The 24,529-nt window shown below is 43.6% G+C and carries 23 protein-coding genes and 1 riboswitch; of the genes, 1 reads left to right on the forward strand and 22 read right to left on the reverse strand.

Going from position 1 to position 24,529, the window contains the following annotated elements:
* Nucleotides 1–14: 14 nt before the first annotated feature.
* Nucleotides 15–2,690: a calcium-translocating P-type ATPase, SERCA-type gene (locus AKG37_RS12605; protein ID WP_060699122.1), complete on the reverse strand. Its 2,676-nt coding sequence runs from the start codon at nt 2,688–2,690 to the stop codon at nt 15–17.
* A 165-nt stretch (nt 2,691–2,855) separates the two neighbouring features.
* On the opposite strand from AKG37_RS12605, the gene AKG37_RS12610 reads away from it, so the two are divergent.
* Nucleotides 2,856–4,565 (forward strand): Rqc2 family fibronectin-binding protein, encoded by a 1,710-nt coding sequence (locus tag AKG37_RS12610; RefSeq protein WP_060699123.1) that lies wholly within the window; start codon nt 2,856–2,858, stop codon nt 4,563–4,565.
* 30 nt (nt 4,566–4,595) lie between these two features.
* Here AKG37_RS12610 and AKG37_RS12615 read toward each other — a convergent pair whose 3' ends face one another.
* From AKG37_RS12615 to AKG37_RS12710, 21 genes are all read right to left on the reverse strand, one after another.
* Nucleotides 4,596–5,099 (reverse strand): precorrin-2 dehydrogenase/sirohydrochlorin ferrochelatase family protein, encoded by a 504-nt coding sequence (locus tag AKG37_RS12615; protein ID WP_060699124.1) that lies wholly within the window; start codon nt 5,097–5,099, stop codon nt 4,596–4,598.
* A complete protein-coding gene (locus AKG37_RS12620) occupies nt 5,080–5,865 on the reverse strand; it encodes a sirohydrochlorin chelatase (protein ID WP_060699125.1) in 786 nt (261 codons plus the stop codon). Before AKG37_RS12620 ends, AKG37_RS12615 begins: the two co-directional genes overlap by 20 nt.
* Before the next feature lie 73 nt (nt 5,866–5,938).
* Nucleotides 5,939–6,694, reverse strand: coding sequence for a uroporphyrinogen-III C-methyltransferase (gene cobA / locus AKG37_RS12625; protein ID WP_060699126.1), 756 nt, complete (start codon nt 6,692–6,694; stop codon nt 5,939–5,941).
* Nucleotides 6,695–6,722: 28 nt separating this feature from the next.
* Complete coding sequence (cysC, locus tag AKG37_RS12630; protein WP_060699127.1) at nt 6,723–7,316, reverse strand: adenylyl-sulfate kinase; 594 nt, start codon at nt 7,314–7,316, stop codon at nt 6,723–6,725.
* Between the two features lie 13 nt (nt 7,317–7,329).
* Nucleotides 7,330–8,466, reverse strand: a complete 1,137-nt coding sequence (gene sat, locus AKG37_RS12635) for a sulfate adenylyltransferase (RefSeq protein WP_060699128.1) — start codon at nt 8,464–8,466, stop codon at nt 7,330–7,332.
* Nucleotides 8,467–8,523: 57 nt separating this feature from the next.
* Complete coding sequence (locus tag AKG37_RS12640; protein WP_047202130.1) at nt 8,524–9,588, reverse strand: inorganic phosphate transporter; 1,065 nt, start codon at nt 9,586–9,588, stop codon at nt 8,524–8,526.
* A 13-nt stretch (nt 9,589–9,601) separates the two neighbouring features.
* On the reverse strand, nt 9,602–10,303 hold the full coding sequence (locus tag AKG37_RS12645) for a phosphoadenylyl-sulfate reductase (RefSeq protein WP_060699129.1): 702 nt from the start codon (nt 10,301–10,303) through the stop codon (nt 9,602–9,604).
* A gap of 44 nt (nt 10,304–10,347) precedes the next feature.
* Nucleotides 10,348–10,452, reverse strand: coding sequence for a DUF2292 domain-containing protein (locus AKG37_RS18580; RefSeq protein ID WP_369810469.1), 105 nt, complete (start codon nt 10,450–10,452; stop codon nt 10,348–10,350).
* Nucleotides 10,453–10,568: 116 nt separating this feature from the next.
* Nucleotides 10,569–10,671, reverse strand: a riboswitch (SAM riboswitch).
* Nucleotides 10,672–10,838: 167 nt separating this feature from the next.
* Nucleotides 10,839–11,477, reverse strand: a complete 639-nt coding sequence (pyrE, locus tag AKG37_RS12650) for an orotate phosphoribosyltransferase (protein ID WP_060699130.1) — start codon at nt 11,475–11,477, stop codon at nt 10,839–10,841.
* Between the two features lie 7 nt (nt 11,478–11,484).
* Nucleotides 11,485–12,189 carry an orotidine-5'-phosphate decarboxylase gene (pyrF, locus tag AKG37_RS12655; protein ID WP_060699131.1) on the reverse strand — a complete coding sequence of 235 codons (705 nt, stop codon included), beginning with the start codon at nt 12,187–12,189 and terminating at the stop codon, nt 11,485–11,487.
* A complete protein-coding gene (locus tag AKG37_RS12660) occupies nt 12,161–13,093 on the reverse strand; it encodes a dihydroorotate dehydrogenase (protein WP_060699132.1) in 933 nt (310 codons plus the stop codon). Before AKG37_RS12660 ends, pyrF begins: the two co-directional genes overlap by 29 nt.
* Entirely contained in the window at nt 13,087–13,863 is a 777-nt protein-coding gene (locus AKG37_RS12665; protein WP_060699133.1) for a dihydroorotate dehydrogenase electron transfer subunit, read from the reverse strand. The genes AKG37_RS12660 and AKG37_RS12665 overlap by 7 nt, the downstream gene beginning before the upstream one ends.
* Nucleotides 13,860–17,075: a carbamoyl-phosphate synthase (glutamine-hydrolyzing) large subunit gene (gene carB, locus AKG37_RS12670; RefSeq protein WP_060699134.1), complete on the reverse strand. Its 3,216-nt coding sequence runs from the start codon at nt 17,073–17,075 to the stop codon at nt 13,860–13,862. Before carB ends, AKG37_RS12665 begins: the two co-directional genes overlap by 4 nt.
* Nucleotides 17,060–18,154 (reverse strand): carbamoyl phosphate synthase small subunit, encoded by a 1,095-nt coding sequence (locus tag AKG37_RS12675; RefSeq protein ID WP_060699135.1) that lies wholly within the window; start codon nt 18,152–18,154, stop codon nt 17,060–17,062. The genes carB and AKG37_RS12675 overlap by 16 nt, the downstream gene beginning before the upstream one ends.
* Nucleotides 18,151–19,437 carry a dihydroorotase gene (locus tag AKG37_RS12680; RefSeq protein ID WP_060699136.1) on the reverse strand — a complete coding sequence of 429 codons (1,287 nt, stop codon included), beginning with the start codon at nt 19,435–19,437 and terminating at the stop codon, nt 18,151–18,153. The genes AKG37_RS12675 and AKG37_RS12680 overlap by 4 nt, the downstream gene beginning before the upstream one ends.
* Nucleotides 19,421–20,344, reverse strand: coding sequence for an aspartate carbamoyltransferase catalytic subunit (locus tag AKG37_RS12685; RefSeq protein WP_060699137.1), 924 nt, complete (start codon nt 20,342–20,344; stop codon nt 19,421–19,423). The genes AKG37_RS12680 and AKG37_RS12685 overlap by 17 nt, the downstream gene beginning before the upstream one ends.
* 130 nt (nt 20,345–20,474) lie before the next feature.
* Nucleotides 20,475–21,803: a uracil-xanthine permease family protein gene (locus tag AKG37_RS12690; RefSeq protein WP_060699138.1), complete on the reverse strand. Its 1,329-nt coding sequence runs from the start codon at nt 21,801–21,803 to the stop codon at nt 20,475–20,477.
* 153 nt (nt 21,804–21,956) lie between these two features.
* On the reverse strand, nt 21,957–22,499 hold the full coding sequence (pyrR, locus tag AKG37_RS12695) for a bifunctional pyr operon transcriptional regulator/uracil phosphoribosyltransferase PyrR (RefSeq protein ID WP_007499718.1): 543 nt from the start codon (nt 22,497–22,499) through the stop codon (nt 21,957–21,959).
* A 170-nt stretch (nt 22,500–22,669) separates the two neighbouring features.
* Nucleotides 22,670–23,584, reverse strand: coding sequence for an RluA family pseudouridine synthase (locus AKG37_RS12700; RefSeq protein WP_060699139.1), 915 nt, complete (start codon nt 23,582–23,584; stop codon nt 22,670–22,672).
* Complete coding sequence (lspA, locus tag AKG37_RS12705; RefSeq protein ID WP_060699140.1) at nt 23,581–24,048, reverse strand: signal peptidase II; 468 nt, start codon at nt 24,046–24,048, stop codon at nt 23,581–23,583. Before lspA ends, AKG37_RS12700 begins: the two co-directional genes overlap by 4 nt.
* A 94-nt stretch (nt 24,049–24,142) precedes the next feature.
* Entirely contained in the window at nt 24,143–24,517 is a 375-nt protein-coding gene (locus tag AKG37_RS12710) for a TraR/DksA family transcriptional regulator (protein WP_060699141.1), read from the reverse strand.
* Nucleotides 24,518–24,529 lie beyond the last annotated feature (12 nt).

Raw genomic sequence — 24,529 nt, forward strand, 5'->3', positions numbered from 1 at the left:
TATACCATAACCAATTATTTTTTTCTTGTCAAAAGTGATCCTGCCAGTAAAAAAGTTGGCAGTGCAGACATACCGATGATGAGCAGCCAATCAATTGGTGTGATTGCCACTGTTTTGAAAATTGGCTGAAGCGGCGGATAATAAATGACCACAAGCATCAGTAAAAGTGATGACAAAACCGCACCGATCAAATAGAGATTCCCAAATGGATTACGTTCAAAAATTGACCGTTCACTGCGGCAGTCAAATACATGGATAAGCTGCGCCAAAACAAGCGTACTAAATGCGACAGTCTGTGCATATTGCAGGTTGTTTGGATCACGGTGATATACAAATATAAAGGCTAAAAGGGTCGCAAGTCCAATGAGGAATCCTCGGGAGATGACCTTCCAGCCAAGCCCTCTAGCAAAAATACCCTCTTTCATATTACGAGGCTTTCTCTTCATAACATCGCCTTCTGGCTTATCCATACCAAGTGCCATAGCCGGCAGACCATCTGTGACAAGGTTTACCCATAGGATTTGAATAGGAACGAGTGGAAGCGGAAGCGCCAGGAGCATTGCAAACAGCATGACCAAAATTTCTCCTACATTTGATGCCAGCAAATAACGGACAAACTTACGAATGTTTTCATAAATATTTCGGCCTTCTTTAATGGCGGATTTAATCGTCGCAAAGTTGTCATCAAGTAAAATAAGAGAAGACGCTTCTTTGGCTACGTCTGTACCAGTGATGCCCATGGAGATGCCGATATCTGCTTGTTTGATCGCAGGCGCATCATTGACCCCGTCACCTGTCATCGCTACAATATGGCCATTTTTTTGATAGGCTTTCACAATTCTCAGCTTATGCTCAGGGGAAACCCGGGCAAAGACGTATACATTTTCAGCCGCTTGCTCAAGCTCTTTGTCACTCATCTGATCAAGCGCTTTCCCGTCAAGCACCTGTCCTTTCCTCGGTAAAAGACTCAAGTCTTTGGCGATCGCTTTCGCCGTTTCCACATGATCCCCTGTAATCATGACCGTTTTAATGCCAGCATCCCGGCACTCTTTAATTGCTCGTCTGACTTCAGGACGCGGTGGGTCGATCATGCCCTCTAACCCGATAAATGTTAAATCGGTTTCAGCCTGCTTTACAGAGGTGATTTTTTCTGTCAGACCGACCTTTTTATACGCAATGGCAATGGTTCTAAGCGCCTGTCTTGCTAAGCCTTGAATCGCGGCTTCTGTTTCTTGCCGGTGAGTGCTTGAAAAGGAAGCTGTACGGCCGCCGTGCATAATATGACTTGAACGGTTCATTAATACATCCGGCGCACCTTTAGCAATGACGTACCTCTCTTTTTGATTCGTTTCAACGACGACTGACATCATCTTTCTTTCTGAGTCAAAAGGAAACTCCTCTACAACGTGAAACCCAGCTTCGATGAATTGCTCTGTAAAGCCTGCTTTACGTGCTGCGGTTAACAGCGCCCCCTCTGTCGGATCTCCATCAAGCCTCATCTCCCCATCTTTTTCAACGATGGTCGATGTATTACAAAGCGCCCCGTATAATAACACCTTTTGCAGGCTTGGGTGCTTGTCGGCATGGACGACTTCCCCGTTTAAGGTAAAATCACCGGATGGCTCATAGCCCGTGCCAGAAATATTCCACGTTTTTCCCTCTGCCCATACATGGGTTACGGTCATTTTATTTTGCGTCATTGTTCCTGTTTTATCTGAGCAGATGATTGACGCACAGCCGAGTGTTTCCACAGCCGGGAGCTTTCTGACAATCGATTTTTGTTTGATCATCCGTTGCACTCCTAGGGAAAGAGCGACAGTTACAATCGCCGGCAGTCCTTCTGGAATGGCAGCAACAGCAAGAGATACTCCCGCTAGGAACATATGATACAAATCATGTCCTTGCACAACACCAAGAACAACAACAAGCACAGTTAAAAATAAAGCAGCAACAATCAGGATTTTCCCAAGCTGCTCGAGACGTCTTTGCAGCGGCGTTTCCATATTGCCTGCTGCATCCAGCATACCAGCAATTTGTCCCATCGCTGTATTCATTCCTGTACCAATGACAACTCCTACGCCGCTTCCTCTAGTGACAAGCGTCCCCATAAAGGCCATGTTCGTCAAATCCCCAAGCGACACATGGTCACTTGAAAGCGGACTTGCGTGTTTGACCGCTGGAATGGACTCCCCAGTGAGAGCAGACTCCTCGATTTCTAAACTCTTTGTTTCTAGTAATCTAATATCTGCTCCAATCCGGTCTCCACTTGAAAATTTCACAATATCCCCTGGTACGAGATGTTTAGACGGAATCTTGATCCATTCATTATTTCTCCTTGCATACACATGCGGAGTTGATAATTCTTTTAACGCTTGCAGAGATTTTTCCGCCCGGCGTTCTTGATAAAAACCAAGTACCCCATTAATCAAAACAATGGCTACAATCGCTACAGCATCAATGTATTCTCCCAAAAAGGCAGAAATGATTGTGGCTGCAAGCAAGATTAATACCATGAAATCTTTAAACTGTGCTAAAAAAATGATCAGAGCCGACGCCTTTTTTCCTTCCTGTAATTCATTGGGCCCGTGTTTTTCAAGCCGCTTTTGTACATCTTTTTCTGACAGTCCGTCACCTATCGATGTATTCATTGTTTTTAATAAATCGGTTTGGTTCAGTTCATGCCAATTCATTTGACCTCGTCCACTCCTCTTTTGTTCTCTCTCATATGCAGTGTTCTATAAGCCAGTTTATTCAGACTCGTCCTAAATCATGCTATAATAATAAGACTGCCTAAAGAACGAGAAAATGGAAGGTTCTTTCAGTAGATTTGTGTGAAAGAAGAGGGTGTATCCAACATGTCATTTGACGGCATTTTTACATACGGTATGACAAATGAATTACAAGAGACATTAACCGGCGGGAGAATTTCAAAAATTCATCAGCCATATAAGCACGAGCTGATTTTTCATATTCGGGCAAACGGGAAAAATCATAAGCTCCTTTTATCGGCTCATCCGAGCTACGCGAGAGTGCAGCTCACAGACCATCAATATGACAATCCAAGCGAACCGCCAATGTTTTGTATGCTCCTCAGAAAACATCTTGAGGGCGGCTTCATTGAACGGTTTGAACAAATTGGATTTGACCGGGTCATTGTGCTTCATGTACGAAGCCGAAATGAAATCGGCGATGAGCAGACGCGTAAGCTTTACATTGAAATCATGGGACGGCATAGTAATTTCATTCTTGTAGAAGATGGAACGCAGCAGATCATAGACGGCCTGAAACATCTTTCACCATCTGTGAACAGCTATCGAACGGTGCTTCCCGGCCATGAATATCTACTGCCTCCTGCACAGCAAAAATTGAATCCTTTTGACGTGACAAAGGATGATATTTTGAAACATTTACGCTTTCAAGAAGGGAAGATCGTCAATCAAATTGTCGATACATTCTCTGGGGTTTCTCCGCTGTTTGCAAAGGAAGCCGTACACAGGGCCGGTCTTGCCAATCAGGAAACAATTCCACATACACTGCTCGATATGTTCCAGCTCATTCGCATGCATTCCTTTACTCCGCAGCTCACAAAAAAAGACGGGAAAGAGTATTTTTATTTATTAGAACTTCAGCATGTCCATGGTGAGATAAAGACTTTCGACTCTCTCAGCCAGCTGCTTGACCGCTTTTATTTCGGAAAAGCTGAGAGAGACAGAGTCAAACAGCAGGCGGCTGACCTTGAACGGTTTGTTATAAATGAGAAGAAGAAAAATGAAAACAAGCTCAAAAAACTAAAAAGAACCCTTGAAGAATCTCAAGATGCTCACAAATATCAGCTCTATGGTGAATTGTTAACAGCCAATTTATATGCAATCAAAAAAGGGGACAAAGAAGCGACTGTCATCAATTATTACGATGAAGAAGGCGGAGAAATCACGATCCCGCTGAAAACAAACAAAACCCCTTCTGAAAATGCACAGGCATATTTTACAAAATATCAAAAGGCAAAAAATGCTGTAGAAGCTGTAAATGAACAAATTGAGCGAACACATGAAGAAATTGCTTATTTTGAGGAGCTGATTCAGCAGCTGTCCTCTGCTTCTCCAAAGGATTTAGAGGAAATGAGAGAAGAGCTTGTTGAAGGAAAATATTTGCGTGCTAAACAAAAACGCAACACCAAAAAGAAAAAACCGGCGGCCATTCAGCTCGAAACGTATGAATCGTCCCAAGGTATTCCGATTTTAGTAGGAAAAAACAACAAACAAAACGAGCATTTGACCACAAAGGCAGCTGCTCGTGATGACATTTGGCTGCATACAAAGGATATTCCTGGATCACATGTCGTCATCCGGCACCAAGAACCTGATGAACAAACACTGCTTGAAGCGGCACAAATTGCCGCTTACTTCTCGAAGGCAAAAGAGTCGAGTTCTGTTCCTGTCGATTATACGAAAATCCGTCATGTGAAAAAACCAAACGGAGCAAAGCCTGGCTTTGTTACGTATGATCAGCAGCAAACATTATTTGTCACACCTGACGAGGATCTTGTGCTAAAGCTGAGAAAATAAAAAAAGCCGATAAAATCTTATATAAGGATTTTATCGGCTTTTTCTTTGTCGTTTTTTTCTTTCCGTGTAAAGGGCATCAAGTGCATCTAGATCCTCTTGTTCAAGTAAGGATTCAATGGCCGCAGCCAGCTGTTTGGTCCGGGCAGGGCTTGCACCGCTTGTAGATACTGAAATCATCACTTTTCCTGCCTTAACCACCTTTGGCACGATCACATTACCAAGCTCTGATTGGCTCACGCAGTTGACGAGCTGATGAGGCAGTGCTGTTTGCGTGATCCATTCGTTTACTGAAGGATCATTTGTAGCAGCGACAATAAAAAATGCATCCTTCAAATCTTCAGCGTCCACCTTCTTCTTCTTCCAAGTCAGCTTATATGTATCAACGAGATTAAACATGTCATCACAAAGATCAGGACTCACAACGGTTATACGGCAACGTTCATCGCATAATGTGTTCGCTCTTCTTGCCGCTACCAGCCCGCCGCCAACAATGAGCACTTGTTTATTCGTTAAATCAAGATGGACTGGAAGCATGGCTTTCTCCTTGGAAACAAAACGCATCGTCTTTATTTAAAATGGTTTCTTGCACACGTTCAATATATGCCGCTTTGACATGAGGATGAAAGCCAATATACCGGCATACGCGGACATCTTTCAGCCGTTTTCTAGCCTGGACTGCTTCACTTTCAATTTCTTTCATTAAAATTCCGGTAAACAGCAAGTAAGGAACGATAAAGACAGGCATATCGTCATCTGCTGTTAACTGCGCAAGAACATCTCGATAATTTGGCTCACACGCTGTAATAAAGCACGGAAGAACTTCTGCATGAGGAAGCAGGCTTCGGACATCACCTGCAATGCCAAACACATCTCGCTTCACATCTGGGTCAGAGCTCCCACGGCCAATTAAAAGAATCCGCGCTCGCTCGCCTCGATATCCTGCTTCTTCAATTCTTGCTGCCACCGCTTTCGTCACTTCTTGATTGACCCCGATCGGTTTTCCGTATGTGACCTTCACTTGCGGGAAACGCGCGTGTACTTTCTCAATTTCGACCGGGATATCTGATTTGGCATGCATGGCAGTTAAAAGGAGGAGCGGGACGATCGCAATGTGTGTCGCTCCTTTTTTCACACAGGCCTCAAATCCTTCTTCTATAGAAGGGTCTGTCAGCTCTAAAAAACAAATTTCTTGTATATCTGCTTCCACTAAAGGCATGCAGCTTTTCATAAAAGAAATGGCTTTATCTTGTGCTTCTTTTACTCGGCTTCCATGCCCAACATAAAGTACAGCCTGCTTCATGCGGCTCCTCCCTTTCACTTCTATTGATCAGACGAAAAGACACGATATATAACGTGTCTTTTCTCTGTCATTCTCAATTCTCGATTAATGCGGGTTCAAACCAGTTCAGCTTATGGTGAAAATGAACGACATCTCCTACCACAATTAAACTTGGATGCTCGATCCCCTCTTTTTCAACGGTTTCAGATAGTGTCGCAACCGTACAGCAAGTCGTCTTTTGCCTCGTCGTTGTTCCCCAGTGTATAAACGCTGCTGGGGTTTCAGGGTCCCGTCCATTTTTCAAAAGCAGGCGCTGTACTCTTTTCACGTTTTTGACCCCCATATAAATCACAAGCGTATCAATCCCTGTAGCCAGCGCTTCCCACTTCTCTTCAAAATGTTCGTCCTTTTGATAATGACCTGTGACAAACGCAACATTTGAGCTAAATTCACGATGTGTCACTGGAATACCTGCATAAGCAGCCGCTGCAATGCCAGAAGTAATTCCCGGGACGACCTCATACGGGATTCCATGCTCAGCTAAGCACTCGATCTCTTCACCGCCTCGCCCAAACACAAAGGGATCGCCACCTTTCAGACGAACAACAACGTTCCCTTCCTTTGCATGAGCAACAAGTGCTTCGTTGATCGCTTCCTGTCTCATCGTATGGTGATTTGGCAGCTTGCCGCAATAGATCAATTCCGCCTCCGGTTTGGCATGGGCGAGAATCTCTTGATTGACAAGACGATCATATAAAATGACATCTGCCTGTTGTATTGCCTTATGGGCCTTTAATGTGATTAAGTCTGGGTCACCCGGTCCGGCACCAACAATGTATACTTTCCCCATCTTGCTTTCTCCCCCTGCCATCAGGCGATTATTTCGTTGTTCCTTTTACATAATCAACAAGACGCTGTTTTGATTCCTCACGAGATAATTCACCCGTATCTAATACAAGCTCAGGCGAAGCTGGCTCTTCATACGGTGAATCGATTCCAGTGAAAAATGGAATCTCTCCGTTTCTTGCTTTTTTATATAATCCCTTTGGATCACGCTCTTCACACACGTTCAAATCACATTTTACAAACACTTCGTGAAATTCTCCATCTTCAACTAACTGTCTCACAATGTGGCGGTCTTCCTGAAATGGCGAAATAAAAGCAGTGATGACAATCGTTCCTTGCTCCACAAATAATTTCGCTACTTCACCAATCCGGCGGATGTTTTCTTTTCTATCGTCATCTGAAAACCCTAGATCTTTATTGAGTCCATGGCGTACGTTATCACCGTCAAGAACGGTGACTTGGTAACCTTGTTCAAACAGCTCTCTAGCGGCTGCATTTGCAATCGTTGATTTACCTGATCCGCTTAGACCAGTAAGCCAGATAATGCCGCTTTTATGCTTGTTTTTCTGTTGATATTCTTTTTTTGTAATAGATGAATCATGCCACACGATATGTTCGTTGCTCATGTCATATCCTCCTTTAAGATACCGTCGTTTTTAATCCTTCGATTAATGTTTCAATGACTTCTTTTCGGCTGAACGTACTCGGTGGTAATTCACCATTTCTCAGCATTGTTCGCACCTTTGTACCTGAAAGAATGACATGTTCGCTTTTATCATGCGGGCACGTTTTTGGCGTTGCCATTGCTTCACACGTATTGCAATAAAAGCTATGTTCAAATTTCAATGGTGTAATTCCAATTTCTTCATTTGTAAATTGCTCAAATAACTCCTGCGCCTCATATGTGCCGTAATAATCACCAACACCTGCATGATCTCTACCGACAATAAAGTGTGTACAGCCATAATTTTTACGCACTAGCGCGTGAAAAATCGCTTCCTTTGGTCCAGCATAGCGCATTGCAGCAGGAAAAACACCTAAAAAGACGCGGTCTTTTGGATAATATCCATCCAATAATACTTGATAGCTTTTCATTCTCACATCTGCTGGTATATCATCTGATTTTGTTTCACCAACAAGCGGATTTAAAAATAAACCATCGACCGTTTCCAGTGCTGTCTTTTGAATGTATTCATGGGCACGGTGAACCGGATTTCTCGTTTGGAAGCCAACAATCGTTTTCCAGCCATTTTCTTTAAAATGTTTTCTTGTTTCTTCTGGTTCATACGTAAATTGCGGGAATGGCTTTTCGCTGCGTTTTGTCAGTGTAATTTTACCACCAATATATGTGTCACCGCGTTCAAATAATTTTTTCACGCCCGGGTGATCGCGGTCATCTGTTTTATATACATTGACTGCTTCTTTTTCTTTATCAGGTGTGTATTGATCTTCCACTTCAATAACCCCATATACTGTACCATTGTAAGATAGACGCACGATATCACCTTGATTGATTTCTGCCGCCTTTTCCTCTGTCACTGGAAGAGTAATAGGAAGAGACCAAACGATACCACTTGCGAGCCGCATATTGCTGACAACTGCTTCATAATCGGCTTTTGTTAAAAACCCTTCAATTGGGCTATATCCGCCAATTGCAATGAGTTCAAGGTCTGCAAAGGAAATGGCATCTAGCTCAATTTCCTTCGCAGCCGTGCTAAGATCAAATTCTTCATTTACTCGATTAATTAATACGCCACCATGTGGTGTTAAACTCATTTGTTCATCTTCCTCTCAATGTTCATATTTATTAGATGTTAATAGTCGGATTTGTGATTAAATCCCGCCGCCCTGCTCATGAATAGAGCTGCTTTCATTTTTGACTGCCTTCATCAGACTCAGTGCTCCAAGTGAGGCTAGCAGTACACTCATCATGATAAAAATAGAGTAATAGTCTCCTTTTAAGAAAAGGCTCACAAGCAAATAAGATAGACTGAGTGATAAGAAAGGTGATACCACCCATACTTTCAGCATTTTTTTCACAACATGCTTGTGAAAAATGTTGGGACCGCCTTTTGCCATTCCAAGCCCGATAATGGACGAAGAGGTGATTTGGGTAAGTGGAACGGGCAGCCCAAAAATAGAGCTGACAATGACAAGCCCTGCACCGGTACTTGATAAGAGAATCCCTTCACCTGTTTGATAGCGGGTGATTTTCTTTCCGTTTGTTTCTAGTACCCTTCTCCCTAGCAAAAGTGCACCAAGTGCAACAAAAATTCCGCCGTAAAGAGTTCCTTGCCCAACTGACAAAACGCCTGACGCGACGAGCGGACCGACCGCATTAGCGACATTGTTCATACCAGCTGAAAACGCCTCTAGAAACCCGCTGAGGATCAATACAACTGATAAAATAGCTGTGCCTTTTTTAGACAGCTTCCGTTTAGGGAACATTCTGATGATTTTGACGACAGCAAAGGTAAAAAGAAAGGCGAAAATCGGGATGATCACCCAAAATGCCACAATCACTAAAATGGACTTCACAAACAATACTTTATAAGCGACGGCAACACCAACCACAGCCCCAACTGTGACCTCACTTGTTGATAATGGAATGGCCATGAGATTCGCTATGAAAAGTGATAAAGCAGCAGAGCCAATAATGATACAGACAATTTCAAGTGTGATAACAGATTCTGGCATAATCCCAGAGCTGATCGTTTTAACGACCTCACCGCCGCCAATCACTGACCCTGCTAATATCCCAACTGCACAAACGCTGAGTGCATAAATGGGCTTTTGAATTGCACCTGATCCATATGCGATGCCCATTGAAGCGGCTGCTCCACTCGCGCCTATGTTTAAAGCAAAGAATAGACTAAATAAAATTGCGGCGATTTCCATACATTATGCTCCCTTACTCATGTAATCCGCACTCGGTCTTTGCTGTGCCTGACCATCTGCCGGAACGCAGATCTTCTGCCGTAAATGCTGGCTGTGTACATGGTGCACAGCCGATACTTGGGTATCCTTGGTCATGCAGCGGATTATAAGTAAGTTCCTCTCTAGATGCATATCTCCATATGTCCTTCCACGTCCAATGGATAAGCGGACATACTTTCACTGATTTGAATTTTTCATCCTTATTTAAGAAATTCGTCCCAGCTCGTTTTGGTGACTGCTCTCTTCTCAAGCCAGAAAGCCATGCCGGATAACCAGATAGGGATTCTTGCAAAGGAATGACCTTACGCATATGACAGCAGCTTTGAGGATTCGTTTTCCATAATTGATCACCATGCTGCTCGTTTTGCTCTTCAACCGTCAGTTCAGGCGTTTTCAGCACAATGTCTAATCCCGGGTATCTTTCCTTTACCGCATCAATTGTGTCGTATGTTTCCTTAAAATGCAGACCTGTATCTAAAAAGACAATTCTCGCATCTTTTTTTACTTTTGCAATTAGATCAATCAGAACAATCCCTTCAATGCCGAAGCTGCATGCATACACAAGCTGGTCACCATAATGACCGTACGCCCATTTCAGCACTGATAGGGCCCCTTTATACAAATCATCCTCTGGAAATGTAATGGACGGCTCTTGCCAATTTTCATAAGTTAACATGATTTCTCCCCTTCCGGAGTACCGCTCATATTGCTATTAACGCACTACTTCAATCTGATTTTTTCGTTTTTTTCCACTTGAATCACTTGACCGTCCTGAACAATTAATGTAATTGAACCGAATTTCATATCCCCAATCAGTTCTTGCATATGCTTCACTAAGTCCTCATCCTGATTTTGTTTCACTTCCATCTCCTCTTCCTCCTCACCATTAAAATAAAAAAACTTTCTTTCAGTCCGAAAGAAAGATGAGGAAGCTCACGATTTCCTTATCTTTCAAAATAGAATCATTTTGCAGGAAGTAGCACCTTGCGAATCGCAGGTTGCCGGGCTTCATCGGGCCAGTCCCTCCACCTCTCTGGATAAGTGTTTTAATTTGTCTTAAATATTAACACAATTCAAACAAAAGTCAACCCGACTTTATTGATAGGATTAGTTTTTATTAAAATTTGAGTCTATTTTACTATTTTTACCCAAATGAAAAAGCTATGCGAATAGGCACAGCTTTTTCATTGTTGACTATGGTCTTTGTCTGATCAGACCGTTTCTTCCATCCAAGATTCAGAAGAAGGATCTTGTTTCCAGCGCTTTAATTTGTTCATAGCAGAAGGCTCAATCGCTTTCAGCTCAAGTGCCACATCTGTCAATGTGTCATAGTCTGTCAGAGTGACATATGGAATGTTTTTTTCTTGAAAAGCCGCCGCTGCTTTTGGCAGCCCGTATGTGAAGATCGCGGCAACTCCTAGTACGTCACAGCCCTCAGCTTGAAGAGCAGCGACCACTTCAAGCACACTGCCTCCTGTTGAAATCAGGTCTTCGACGACGACAACCTTTTGCCCTTTTGATACGGCTCCTTCAATTTGATTCCCTTTTCCGTGTGCTTTTGGCTTACTTCTGACATAGCACATCGGTACGTTCAGTCGGTCTGCTACTAATGCCGCATGCGGAATGCCAGCTGTTGCAGTACCAGCGATTACCTCCGCCCCTTCAAAATGAGTGAGAATTAAATCTTTTAGACCTTCCGCAATGTCGTGTCTGACTTCCGGGTATGACAATGTCAGCCGGTTGTCACAATAAATCGGTGATTTTATACCGCTCGCCCATGTAAATGGCTCATCTGGTTTTAATGAGACAGCTTTGATTTGTAATAGATGTTTTGCGATTTTTGATTTCATCTGGCAGTCACTCCCACTCTTTCAAAATTTGATGATAGGCTTCTATTGGTTTTTCAGCTTTTGTGATCGACCTTCCGACAACAATTTGTGAAACACCTTGCTCCTTTGCATAGGCAGGTGTCGCCACACGCTTTTGATCGTCGGTTTGATCATTCAGTAAACGAATGCCTGGCGTTACAGTGAGAAAGGATGGTGAGATCTGCTCATGAAGTGATTTAGATTCATAAGCAGAGCAAACAACACCATCTAGTCCACTTTCATAGGCTAATTGTCCGTACCGAATGACCGTCTCTTGCAGCGGCCGGTCAATAAGTAATTCGCTTCTCATCATGTCTTCTGACGTACTTGTCAGCTGGGTCACTGCGATAATGCCCGGACGGCTTTGTCCAGCAGGAGTCCCGCTTTCAAGCCCTTCTAACGCAGCCTGCATCATTTGTTTTCCGCCCGCAGCATGGACATTGACCAAATCAACACCCAGTGCAGCAAGCCGGTTCATCGCTTTTTGCACTGTTGTTGGAATGTCATGTAATTTTAGATCGAGAAAAATGTGGCAATTTTTTTCTTTCAGCGCATCAAGGATGACAGGACCTTCTTGGTAAAACAGCTCCATGCCGACCTTCACAAATAATGGTGTGCCTTCAAAGGGTTCTAAAAAGGCAAGCGCCTCCTGCCCTGATGGAAAATCAAGCGCGATGATGGGCAAGTGCTTCATGTTTCCAGCTCCTTCCGATACATTCCTCTATAGACGAATAACCATATGCTGCTAACACTTTAGGCAGCTCTTCAATGATTTCCGGGCAAATAAACGGATTTACAAAATTGGCTGTGCCGACAGCTACCGCACTTGCACCTGCTAGTAAAAATTCAAGTACATCTTCAGCATTTTGCACCCCGCCCATTCCGATGATCGGAATAGAAACCGCTTGACTGACCTCATGTACCATACGCACAGCGACAGGCTTTACTGCTGGTCCTGATAGTCCACCTGTTTTATTGGCAAGGATGGGTTTCCCTGTTTTTAAATCTAAACGCATACCGATTAAAGTGTTAATCATCGTGAGTCCATCCGCTCCAGCAGATTCAATTGCTTGCGCAATCTCCACAATATTTGCCACGTTAGGAGACAGCTTGACATAGACAGGTACGGAAGAGACTTCCTTGACAGCTTTTGTCAATGATGCTGCCATATGTGGATCTGTACCAAAGGCGATCCCGCCTGTTTTGACATTTGGACAAGAAATATTCAGTTCAAGAGCGTGGACATTTTTAGCTTGGCTGATTTGTTTTGCTACTTCAACATAATCATCGACCTGTGAGCCAGCAACGTTTGCAATAATAGGCGTATCAAACTGTTCAAGCCAAGGCAGTTCATTTTCGAGCACGCCTTTTAGACCTGGGTTTTGAAGGCCGATTGCATTGAGCATCCCAGCTCCTGTCTCTGCGACTCTAGGTGTCGGATTGCCAAATCTCGGTTCAAGAGTTGTCGCTTTGATCATGATGCCGCCCAGCAACGATAGATCATACAATGAAGCAAATTCTCTCCCGAATCCAAAGCAGCCTGATGCAGGGATAATTGGATTCTTTAAAGATAATCCAGGTAACTCAACGTTTAGCATGACAATGCCACCTCCTCTGCTTTAAAAACAGGACCATCAAGACAGACTTTAACGTAAGGTTTGTCGAGCTGATCGGTATGACAGACACAAGCAAAGCAGGCACCAATTCCGCAGCCCATTCGTTCTTCCATTGAAATGTAGACAGGCTTATCAGGATACGTGTCTTTCAGTGCTTTGAGCATAGGTGTCGGACCGCAGGAAAGCAGCACATCAAAGTACAATTTCTGTTCTTCAATCACATTCGTCACAAAGCCTTTAGCACCGTAAGTGCCATCAACAGTCGCGATAAACGTATCGCCGAGTGCTTGAAATTTCTCCTCGTAAAATACATCCTTTTTCGATTGAAAGCCGAGGACATGCTTCACAATGACGCCTTTTTTCGTTAAACGCTTGGACAGCTCATATAGAGGGGGTACACCAATTCCACCGCCGACTAGTAATGCTGTCTGCCCAGGCTGGACAACCGAAGGATCGTACCCATTTCCAAGCGGTCCTAATACATCGACCAATTCTCCCTCCCGCTTTTGGGAGAGAAGCTTTGTCCCCTCTCCCTCTGCACGGTAAATGATGGTTGCTTCTTTTTGCTCAGCATGAATGTTGGCAATACTGATCGGTCTTCTCAGCAGCGGTGTCATGGATTCGCTGACCTTTAGATGAAGAAATTGTCCAGCCGTTTGAAAGGAGTCCACAAGGTCACCTTTTAATGTCATTTCGTAAATATGATCAGCGATCTCTCGGTTTGAGACGACCGTCAAGTATGCTTTTTTCATATCGTTACTGTCACCTCAGCATTCGTTTTCACTTCTGGCATTTCATCTGCTCTGAATGTCATGCTCTCAAGCACTCTTAAAATGGCTTCTGCTGTATCTAGTGACGTTAAGCAGGCCACTCCGTTTTCAACCGATTCACGTCTAATTCTAAAGCCGTCTCTTGCCGGCTGTTTTCCTTTTGTTAAGGTGTTGATGACAAACTGAGCTTCCCCGTTTCGAATGACATCGAGCAGGTTCTTTCCTTCTTCTCCGATTTTACCGACCACACTTGATGGAATGGAGGCTTGTTTTAAGTAATTCGCCGTTCCTTCCGTTGCTAAAATATGATAGCCGATAGAATGGAATCTTCTTGCGATCTCAAGTCCTTCTTCTTTATCCTTATCTGCCACAGTCAGGAGAACTGTTCCATCTTTAGGAATTTGAATGCCTGATGCAATTAATCCTTTATAGAGTGCTTTTTCGATCGTGACATCTTTCCCCATGACTTCACCTGTTGATTTCATTTCAGGTCCGAGGGTAATATCTACTCTTCTTAGTTTTGCAAAAGAGAAGACCGGAACTTTGACGTACACACCTTCTTGCTCTGTGTGAAGCCCTTCTTGATAGCCATAGTTTTTGAGCTTGTCACCTAAAATCACTTTTGTCGCTAGGTTCGCCATCGGGATGCCCGTAATTTTACTTAAGAAAGGAACTGTCCGGCTTGAACGAGGGTTCACTTCAAGTACGTACACTTCGCCTTTTGATAGAACAAACTGAATGTTCAAAAGCCCTATAATGTTGAGTCCTTTTGCAAGCTTGATCGTGTATTCTGCAATCTTCGCTTTAATGTCCTCAGACAATGTTTGCGGCGGATAGACAGCGATCGAGTCACCAGAGTGAACTCCGGCTCTTTCAATGTGTTCCATAATGCCTGGGATGACGACAGTTTCTCCATCAGACACGGCATCTACTTCAATTTCTTTCCCTGTCAAATACTTGTCAATTAACACTGGATGCTGCGGATTGACCTTCACCGCATTTTCCATATAGTGAAGAAGCTCGGCTTCTTGGTAAACAATTTCCATCGCACGACCGCCTAATACATAGGAAGGACGGACAAGGACAGGGTAACCGATTTGATTTGCAATTGCTACAGCTTCAGGCACAGACGTAGCTGTTTTCCCTTTAGGCTGCGGCACGCCGAGAGTTTCTAACGTTTGTTCAAACTTGTCCCGGTTTTCTGCACGGTCTAGGTCTTCAAGAGAAGTTCCAAGAATCTTAACCCCTCTATTTGATAATTCATCTGCTAAGTTGATTGCCGTTTGCCCGCCGAACTGCACGACGACTCCTTCAGGCTGTTCAAGGTCGATAATATGCATCACATCTTCTACAGTAAGTGGTTCAAAGTAGAGCTTATCCGAAATACTAAAGTCTGTTGAGACCGTTTCAGGGTTGTTGTTAATAATGATTGCTTCATAGCCTGCTTGTTTAATTGCCCATACAGAGTGAACGGTCGCATAATCAAATTCAACGCCTTGTCCAATTCGGATTGGACCTGAACCTAACACGATGACGCTTTTCTTGTCTGTACGCTCTGATTCATTTTCATCTTCATACGTGCTGTAGAAATATGGCGTCTCTGATTCAAATTCTGCCGCACATGTATCCACCATTTTGTATACAGGTACAATGCCTGCTTCTTGTCTTAGCTTGTAGACATCCGCTTCGTTCATATTCCACTCACGGCTAATGTAGATGTCTGAGAAGCCTTTTTCTTTCGCTTCTTTTAATACGTCTGTATTGCCTTTGTTTTCTTTTAATGTCTTCTCAAAAGCGATGATACCTTCCAGCTTATGAAGGAAGAAGAAATCAATTTTTGAGAATTCATGTATTTGTTCGACTGTATAGCCTCTTCTAAGCGCTTCAGCGATATAAAATAATCGTTCGTCTCCCGCTTTGATAATCCGCTTTTCAAGCACTTCGTTTGTGATGTCCGCTTCATCTTTTAATTCAATGTGATGAACATCGGCTTCAAGTGAACGTACAGCCTTTAGAAGAGACTCTTCTAAAGTGCGGCCGATCGCCATGACTTCACCTGTTGCCTTCATTTGTGTCCCAAGACGTCTGTTGGCAGATTCAAATTTATCGAACGGCCAGCGCGGGATTTTTGACACGATATAGTCAAGTGCCGGCTCGAAGGCTGCATAGGTTTTACCTGTAACCGGGTTCATCATTTCATCAAGTGTTAAGCCGACAGCAATTTTCGCTGCCAATTTAGCAATTGGATAGCCTGTCGCTTTCGACGCAAGCGCAGAAGAACGGCTCACGCGCGGGTTTACTTCGATGATATAGTATTGAAAGCTATTTGGATCAAGCGCCAGCTGTACGTTACAGCCTCCTTCAATGCCAAGTGCTCGGATCAGCTTAAGCGATACATTACGAAGCAGCTGGTATTCACGGTCACTTAACGTTTGGCTTGGCGCCACAACGATACTGTCACCTGTATGGATGCCGACAGGATCAAAGTTTTCCATGTTACAAACAACGATCGCATGGTCACCGCTGTCACGCATGACTTCATATTCAATTTCTTTAAAGCCTGCAATACTTTTTTCTAGTAAGCATTGTGTGACTGGGCTTAGCTTCAGACCATTTTCAACGATTTCCTTCAGTTCCTGCTCATTTGTACAAATTCCGCCGCCTGTGCCGCCTAATGTATAGGCTGGTCTGACGATAACAGGAAAACCGATTTGATCCGTGAATGCCATCGCTTCTTCCAGGTTATGAATGATCTCACTTTCTGGGACAGGTTCATTGAGTTCATTCATTAAATTACGGAATAAATCTCTATCCTCTGCTTTTTGGATCGCTGACAACTTTGTACCAAGTACTTCCACACCGCATTCAGCTAATACGCCAAGGTCTGATAATTCAACAGCAAGGTTTAGTCCAGTTTGTCCGCCAAGTGTTGGCAAGATCGCATCAGGGCGTTCTTTTCGAATGATTCGTGTTAAAAATTCTGGTGTCAGTGGTTCGATGTATACCTTGTCGGCCATTTCTGTATCTGTCATGATGGTCGCAGGGTTTGAGTTTACTAGAACGACTTCGTAGCCCTCTTCTTTTAGCGCTAAGCAAGCCTGTGTACCTGCATAGTCAAACTCTGCTGCCTGACCGATGATGATTGGACCTGATCCGATTACTAAAATCTTTTTGATGTCTACGCGTTTTGGCATACTTCTTCCCCTTCTTTCTCAGTCGTATGAATCATTTCCATGAACTGGTCAAATAAGTAGTTCGCATCTTCTGGACCTGGTGATGCTTCTGGGTGGTACTGGACAGTGAATGCTGGTGCTTCTTTATGTTTTAATCCTTCAATTGTATTGTCGTTTAGCGCAATATGTGTGACTTCGAGTACGTCTTCGTTAATCTTGCTAACCGTGTAGCCATGGTTTTGAGACGTCAGTGTCACCTTGCCAGTTGCTAATTCTTTCACCGGATGATTCGATCCTCTGTGACCGAATTTCATTTTTTCTGTACTTGCGCCGCACGCTAGAGCAAATAACTGATGACCTAGGCAAATCCCAAAGAGTGGTACCTTTCCAATCAACTGCTGAATCATTTCAACCGCTTCTGGTACATCGACTGGATCCCCCGGTCCGTTTGAGAGCATGATGCCGTCTGGTTTTAGCTGCAGCACTTCATCTGCAGTGATATTGTATGGCACCACAATGACATCACAATCACGTTTATTAAGCTCTCGCAAAATACCGTGTTTCATGCCGAAATCAACAAGGACAATTCTTTTCCCTCTGCCTGGGCTTGGATACGCATTTTTCACAGATACTTGACTCACTTGATCCGTTGGCAGCTGCACAGTTTGAAGGCGGCGAACCACGTCTTCCACTTGTTCATCAGGCCCTGCAAACGCCCCTCTTAAAGTCCCTGCACTTCGAATCATTCTAGTCAACTTTCGTGTATCAATTCCGCTCAGTCCCGGAATGTTTTTCATTTTTAAATATTCATCGAGAGAGTATGAAGAGCGCCAGTTTGAGGGCTTTTCACAAAGCTCTTTCACAATCAGCCCTTTCACAAACGGTGTGATCGATTCAAAATCATCACGGTTAATGCCATAGTTGCCGATAAGCGGGTAAGTGAGTGTGACAATTTGTCCGCAGTATGATGGATCAGATAAAATTTCTTGATAGCCCGTCATCCCAGTATTAAAGACGACTTCTCCGACTGACGGTTCTAAGCTGCCAAAGCCTGTTCCTTCGAATACTGTTCCGTTTTCTAGCACTAAGCGTCTCTTCATTTTACTAGTCTCCCCTCTTCATAAACGACTTTCCCAGATGCAAGTGTCATGACCGGCCATCCTGATACAGTCAATTTGTCAAACGGTGTATTTTGTCCTTTTGATAAGAAGCTTTTTTTATCGATTGCCATTTCTTTGTTTAAATCAATGAGTGTGATATCAGCTATGTGTCCTTCTTCCAGCTTTCCATATGGAAGGGAGAAAGCTTCTGCTGGTTTGATTGTCATATAATCAACGAGTTCTTTTAATGTCCATTCGCCTGTTTTAACAAATCGTGTATACAGAAGAGGGAATGCTGTTTCAAGCCCGACAATTCCAAAAGGGGCACGCTGCATAGTTTCGTTCTTTTCTTCCTCTGTATGCGGTGCATGGTCTGTTGCGATGAAATCAATCGTTCCATCTAAAAGCCCTTCGATCAATGCTTCGCGATCCTCTTTTCCTCTGAGCGGCGGGTTCATTTTATAGTTTGTATCAAGACCTGGGATGTCATCGTCACATAAGAGAAGGTGATGCGGTGACACCTCAGCCGTTACACGAATACCTGCTTTTTTTGCATCGCGTACGACTCGCACAGATTCTTTCGTACTGATATGACATACATGATAATGACAATTCGCTGCTTCTGCTAAAAGAACATCTCTTGCAATATGCACCGATTCACAAATGGACGGTATTCCATTTAAACCATTTGCTTTTGAATATTCTCCTTCATGAACGCACCCGCCGTAAATGAGCGAGTTATCTTCACAGTGCGCCACAATCGCTTGATCAAGACTAGCTGCCTGTTTCATCGCTTCATACATCATGCCTGCTGTTTGGATGCCAACACCATCATCTGTAAAGGCGAAGGCGCCTGCTTCTTTTAGTGCTGCAAAGTCCGTCATCTCTTCCCCAATTTGTCTCGTTGTGATGGAGGCGTATGGCAGTACTCTCACAGATGAAGTTTCTTCGATTCGATTCATGAGCCATTCCATTTGCTCTTTTGTATCTGGAACCGGTCTTGTATTCGGCATCGCTGCAATGGTCGTATATCCACCTCTTGCTGCTGCTTTAGAGCCTGTTTCAATCGTTTCCTTTTTCTCTCCACCTGGCTCTCTTAAATGTACATGCAGATCGATTAAGCCTGGTGATACAAATAGTCCTGCTGCATCAATGATTTCTTCTCCGTCTTCTCTTTCTAAGTGACCAATCGCTTGAATCACTTCTCCTTCTATCCTAATATCCTGCTGCACTTTTTCCCCAGTACTTGTTAAGATAAAACCGTTTTTAATGAGATATGACATAGACAGAATCTCTCCCTTTTTGATGTAGTCTGCTATTTTGAAAAGCTCTTTTTAATACCGCCATGCGGATATAAACACCATTTTCCATTTGCTTGAAAATTCTTGACTGCTTTGACTCTACTAATGAATCATCTATTTCAACACCTCTGTTTACTGGTGCTGGATGCATAATAATCGCGCCTTCTTTCATTTGGCTTGCCCTGCCTACTGTTAATCCATAAGTCGATAAGTAATCTTCACTGCCTATTTTTTCAGCGTGTCGTTCATGCTGGATTCTGAGCAGCATCACCACATCAGATTGTGCGATGGCTTCATCTACTTCGACATACGTTCCGTACGGGTTTTGTTCATCCTGGAAGGAAGCAGGTCCTGAAAAGAGCACTGTTGCTCCCAGTCTTGAGAGAACTTCAGCATTCGACCTTGCCACTCTGCTATGTTTGATGTCTCCATGAATCGAAATCGTTAAGCCCTCAAAGCCGCCAAACTCTTCAAAAATGGTCATGAGATCAAGCAGGGATTGAGTCGGATGCTGCCCGCAGCCATCTCCAGCATTTATGATAGGAATCCCAACCTTCCCGATCAGCTCGTTGTAATATTCATCGGTGCTGTCCCGGATCACACATGCCTTCACTCCGATAGACTCCAGCGTTTTTACCGTATCGTAAAGGGTTTCGCCCTTTTGAACGGAGGTACTTGCAGCATCTAAGCTCAGGACATTCATTCCCAGCTTCTTTTCGGCTACTTCGAAGCTAAAACGTGTTCTTGTACTTGGTTCAAAGAAGAGGTTAGCCACAAATTCTCCAGCTAATCCATGTTCTTGTTTCCCTTTTTTAAGGGCAGTGGCTTCTTCAATCAGCTGTAAAATCTCTTCCTTAGACAAGCTGCTCATTGTCGATAGATCATTCATTTTTTCTTCCCCCTCTAGTTTTTCATCACTTTCAGGTTCAAAAAAACCCTAAGCCTCGGCAGCTTAGGGTTCTCCAAAAGAAGCAGCGGCGCTTTCGCACTTTCTGCTCCATTTAGAACCCTTGTCAGCCTCACTGGACTTCTTTTAAAAGGTTGTCTGTATTTGATTCTGTTGACTCGTCATCCTCTGCTTTTTGATGCGGCAGGATCAGATTTAACAGGACGCCTGTAATTGCAGCGAGTGCCATTCCAGATAATGTGAGGTTGATTTGTTTTACCTGAATGAATGCCCCGCCAATTCCGATGACTAGGATGACTGATGCAATAATGAGATTACGCTTTTCTTCAAAATTCACTTTATGATCAATCAGGATTCTTAGGCCGCTTGAAGCAATGATCCCAAAGAGCAGGAACGATACGCCTCCCATGACCGCGGACGGCACTGTACTGATTAATGCTGAAATTTTCCCAACAAAGCCGAAGCAGATTGCAAACACTGCGGCTCCGCCGATGACGAAGATACTGAACACTCTTGTGATGGCAAGTACGCCAATGTTTTCTCCATACGTTGTTGTTGGCGGTCCGCCAATGAGTGAAGCGAAGATTGTCGCTGCACTATCCCCTAAAATGGAGCGGTGAAGACCTGGTTTTTTAATGAAGTCTTGTCCTACGACCTTACTTAACACCACTTGATGGCCGATATGCTCAGACATTGTAACAAAGGCAACCGGCACCATCACTGTGAGGATGCTTAAGGTCACAGCAGGTGTATAGTCGACAAATGGCAAGACGAAGTCTGGTACAGCAAACCATTTTGCATCAATGACCGGCTGGAAGTTCACAATGCCTTGTGTTAAGGCAAAGAGATAGCCGCTAATAATACCGATTAATACTGGGATTAGACTAAGGAATCCTCTTAGGAAAATCATGCTGATAATCGTGACAGCCAGTGTGAAGCCAGCGACCATTAAGTGCTTGAGGCTGTAAACAAGCTCGGTGGCATTCGGATCAACATACATCGCCATGTTGACTGCTGTTCCAGCGAGTCCGAGACCGATGACCATTATGACTGGTCCTACGACGACTGGCGGCAGAAGCTTCATCAGCCAGCCTGTACCGAGCCATTTAATGAACAGGGCGATGAGCGCATAAGCGACACCCGCCATAAAGGCACCAACCATTGCGGCTCCAGGGCCGCCTGTTGCTTTGACATTCAGTATGGGGGCGATAAAGGCAAAGGACGATCCAAGATACGCCGGAATTTGTCCCCTTGTAATGATTAAGTAAACAATCGTTCCAACTCCGCTTGAAATGAGCGCGACGGCTGGACTCATATCAATGATTTTTGGTACAAGAATGGTCGCACCAAACATGGCAAACAAATGCTGAAGGCTAAGTGATAGCCATGTGAACGGTTTTGGGATATCTCGAATGCCTAAATTGGCTTTTTGCTGACTCATGATTTTCCTCCTAGATGTGTCCTTTTTCATTAAAAAAGCCTCTTTGCGAGTATGCGCAAAGAGGCCTAGAAAAACCATACACGTCACTTAACTTGTGCTTGGTGTCTCTGTTATTGCCCTCTTTGCAAACTCTCTGGAATGCATTTAAAAAGGTTATTTTTCATATATAGCGACAAGGTCGTTTTGATCTACTTCATTTAGCTGAACCATAACTGTTTCTGCTTTTGATGTCGGAATGTTTTTCCCGATATAATCCGCTCGAATCGGCAGCTCCCGGTGTCCTCGGTCGACGAGAACGGCAAGCTGTATGGATGACGGTCTGCCTACATCAACAAGCGCATCCATCGCTGCTCTCACGGTTCTGCCCGTGAACAGCACATCATCGACGACAATCAATGTTTTGTCATTGATATCAGCTGGGATGTCTGCTCCTTTTACAAGCGGGTCTTGATTTTCTGTCTTCTTTGTCAGGTCATCACGATATAGCGTAATATCAAGTTCACCCACTGTTACTGGGTTTCCTTCAATTTGCTCGATGCGCTCTGCAAGGCGCTTTGCAAGATGTATGCCTCTTGTCTTGATCCCGGCAAGGATGACATCCTTCATCCCTTTGTTGCGCTCAATCATTTCATGTGCAATTCGGGTAAGCGCTCGTCTAATCGCTTGTTCATCAAGAATCACTGCTTTTTGTTCCATCTTTTACACCTCTTTTTGACAAATAAAAAGCCCCTTCTGCAAAGGGCAGAGAGGGGCGTTCATTTGTACATACATATGCACAAATTGATCCGTTATCCTTCTCAGCCTCTCTGGACTGTTTTAAAGAATCTCAATTTCTTTGTTTATTATTTCAGAAAAAGAACGGCCTGTCAATCGTTATTTCTTAATGAATCAATGAAAGCTTGCATATCAGCTGGAATTGGTGCTGTGAACTCTATATATTCACCTGTTCTAGGATGATCAAACCCTAAAACACCTGCATGCAGAAGCTGTCCATTAAAATCGACTGTTTTTCTTGGTCCATATTTTGGGTCTCCAGCAAGAGGATACCCGATATATTTCATATGAACACGAATTTGGTGTGTTCTACCTGTTTCAAGTCGGCATTCTACAACGGTAAAGTCTTTAAAGCGTTCCATCACATCGAAGTGAGTGACGGCCTGTTTTGCATTTTCTTTTGTGACCGTCATGCTTTGGCGGTCTTTTTTGTCTCTGCCAATTGGTGCATCTATTGTGCCAGTATCATGCTGGATGATGCCATGGACAACAGCCGTATATTTCCTTGTGACAGTCTTTGCCACAAGCTGATTAACAAGTGACTCATGTGCCATGTCGTTTTTTGCGACCATTAACAAACCAGACGTATCCTTATCAATTCGGTGGACAATTCCAGGCCGCATCACACCATTAATCCCTGATAAGTCTGTACAATGTGCCATCAGGCCATTGACAAGCGTTCCTGACACATGACCCGGTGCTGGATGGACGACCATTCCTCGTGGTTTATTCACCACTAGCACATCTGCATCCTCATAATAAATATCAAGATCCATTGGTTCTGCTTCTACATCAAGTTCTTCTGGATCTGGAATCTCCACTTTGATTTGATCTCCAGGTTGTACTTTGTAGTTAGCCTTCACTTGTTTCCCATTTACTTCAATCAGCCCATCTTTTACCCACTGCTGGACTTGTGTTCTTGACCATTCTGGTTCTGTCGTGCTTAAAAATTTATCAAGCCGTTCACTCGTTTGTTCTTCTGAAACGGCAATAGTTACTTGATTCATGTAGTTGACTCCTTATTTTTCTTTCCATCTAACAGCATTTGAATGAAGAGCAGAATAACCCCTACACAGAGAGAAGAATCTGCTACATTAAAGATTGGATAGTGATAATTCCCAAATACGAAATGAGCAAAATCAACCACTTCCTGACGGAAAATACGGTCGATAAAGTTTCCAATCGCTCCGCCAAGCATTAAGGCCAGCGCTATGCCAAGCAGCTTGTCCTTTTGTCCATACTTTTGCAAGTAAAAAACAATTCCCGCAATAACAACGAGTGTGATCACATAGAAAAACCACATTTGTCCTTGGAGAATCCCCCATGCAGCTCCTGAATTTCGGTGAGACGTGATATAAAAGAATCCATCAATCACTGGAACAGAATCTCCGAGCATCATATTTTTAACAATGAGCCATTTTGTTAATTGATCTAAACAAATTATCACGAATGCGATTATGTAATAGAACACACACGTTCCTCCATCTTCATACTTTGATCTTTAAGCATTTTATCAAGAAAACAGGAAGGAGTAAAGAAACTTTAGTTGACAGACAAAAACCTCCCTACATGTGGAAGGCTTCAAAATGAGAATCGGTTGATTCGTAAGGATAAGGAGTGAATGCTTTTTTCTCATATTGCTTATGATATAAAAAGTCATCAGCCGTGCGGGCGGTAGGAAGAATACTCATTTGTTCAAGCGGAATCACATCTCCTGTCGCCTCACATATGCCGTAAGTTCCTTGCTCGATTTTTGCAATAGCGAGAGACACATCTTGCAGCTCTTCTTTGATGTGATAAAGAAGTGTGGTCGTTTTGACCTCATTCAAGGTGACATGCTCAGCGGGTGAACGAAATGATGCGTATTCAAACAGTTTAGATTGCAGTTCATCTTTCATTTGAAGGAGTTCCGTGTAAATCGTCTCTAGATCGCCATTCATGTCGCTATTTCA

This window comes from Bacillus australimaris, assembly GCF_001307105.1.
Taxonomy (GTDB): Bacteria; Bacillota; Bacilli; order Bacillales; family Bacillaceae; genus Bacillus; species Bacillus australimaris.

Excerpts from the sequence above, each read along its gene's own strand:
- AKG37_RS12605 (WP_060699122.1), bottom strand. The coding sequence starts at position 2,690 with ATGAATTGGCATGAACTGAACCAAACCGATTTATTAAAAACAATGAAT.
- AKG37_RS12610 (WP_060699123.1), top strand. The coding sequence starts at position 2,856 with ATGTCATTTGACGGCATTTTTACATACGGTATGACAAATGAATTACAA.
- AKG37_RS12615 (WP_060699124.1), bottom strand. The coding sequence starts at position 5,099 with ATGCTTCCAGTCCATCTTGATTTAACGAATAAACAAGTGCTCATTGTT.
- AKG37_RS12620 (WP_060699125.1), bottom strand. The coding sequence starts at position 5,865 with ATGAAGCAGGCTGTACTTTATGTTGGGCATGGAAGCCGAGTAAAAGAA.
- cobA (WP_060699126.1), bottom strand. The coding sequence starts at position 6,694 with ATGGGGAAAGTATACATTGTTGGTGCCGGACCGGGTGACCCAGACTTA.
- cysC (WP_060699127.1), bottom strand. The coding sequence starts at position 7,316 with ATGAGCAACGAACATATCGTGTGGCATGATTCATCTATTACAAAAAAA.
- sat (WP_060699128.1), bottom strand. The coding sequence starts at position 8,466 with ATGAGTTTAACACCACATGGTGGCGTATTAATTAATCGAGTAAATGAA.
- AKG37_RS12640 (WP_047202130.1), bottom strand. The coding sequence starts at position 9,588 with ATGGAAATCGCCGCAATTTTATTTAGTCTATTCTTTGCTTTAAACATA.
- AKG37_RS12645 (WP_060699129.1), bottom strand. The coding sequence starts at position 10,303 with ATGTTAACTTATGAAAATTGGCAAGAGCCGTCCATTACATTTCCAGAG.
- AKG37_RS18580 (WP_369810469.1), bottom strand. The coding sequence starts at position 10,452 with ATGCAAGAACTGATTGGGGATATGAAATTCGGTTCAATTACATTAATT.
- pyrE (WP_060699130.1), bottom strand. The coding sequence starts at position 11,477 with ATGAAATCAAAAATCGCAAAACATCTATTACAAATCAAAGCTGTCTCA.
- pyrF (WP_060699131.1), bottom strand. The coding sequence starts at position 12,189 with ATGAAGCACTTGCCCATCATCGCGCTTGATTTTCCATCAGGGCAGGAG.
- AKG37_RS12660 (WP_060699132.1), bottom strand. The coding sequence starts at position 13,093 with ATGCTAAACGTTGAGTTACCTGGATTATCTTTAAAGAATCCAATTATC.
- AKG37_RS12665 (WP_060699133.1), bottom strand. The coding sequence starts at position 13,863 with ATGAAAAAAGCATACTTGACGGTCGTCTCAAACCGAGAGATCGCTGAT.
- carB (WP_060699134.1), bottom strand. The coding sequence starts at position 17,075 with ATGCCAAAACGCGTAGACATCAAAAAGATTTTAGTAATCGGATCAGGT.
- AKG37_RS12675 (WP_060699135.1), bottom strand. The coding sequence starts at position 18,154 with ATGAAGAGACGCTTAGTGCTAGAAAACGGAACAGTATTCGAAGGAACA.
- AKG37_RS12680 (WP_060699136.1), bottom strand. The coding sequence starts at position 19,437 with ATGTCATATCTCATTAAAAACGGTTTTATCTTAACAAGTACTGGGGAA.
- AKG37_RS12685 (WP_060699137.1), bottom strand. The coding sequence starts at position 20,344 with ATGAATGATCTATCGACAATGAGCAGCTTGTCTAAGGAAGAGATTTTA.
- AKG37_RS12690 (WP_060699138.1), bottom strand. The coding sequence starts at position 21,803 with ATGAGTCAGCAAAAAGCCAATTTAGGCATTCGAGATATCCCAAAACCG.
- pyrR (WP_007499718.1), bottom strand. The coding sequence starts at position 22,499 with ATGGAACAAAAAGCAGTGATTCTTGATGAACAAGCGATTAGACGAGCG.
- AKG37_RS12700 (WP_060699139.1), bottom strand. The coding sequence starts at position 23,584 with ATGAATCAAGTAACTATTGCCGTTTCAGAAGAACAAACGAGTGAACGG.
- AKG37_RS12710 (WP_060699141.1), bottom strand. The coding sequence starts at position 24,517 with ATGAATGGCGATCTAGAGACGATTTACACGGAACTCCTTCAAATGAAA.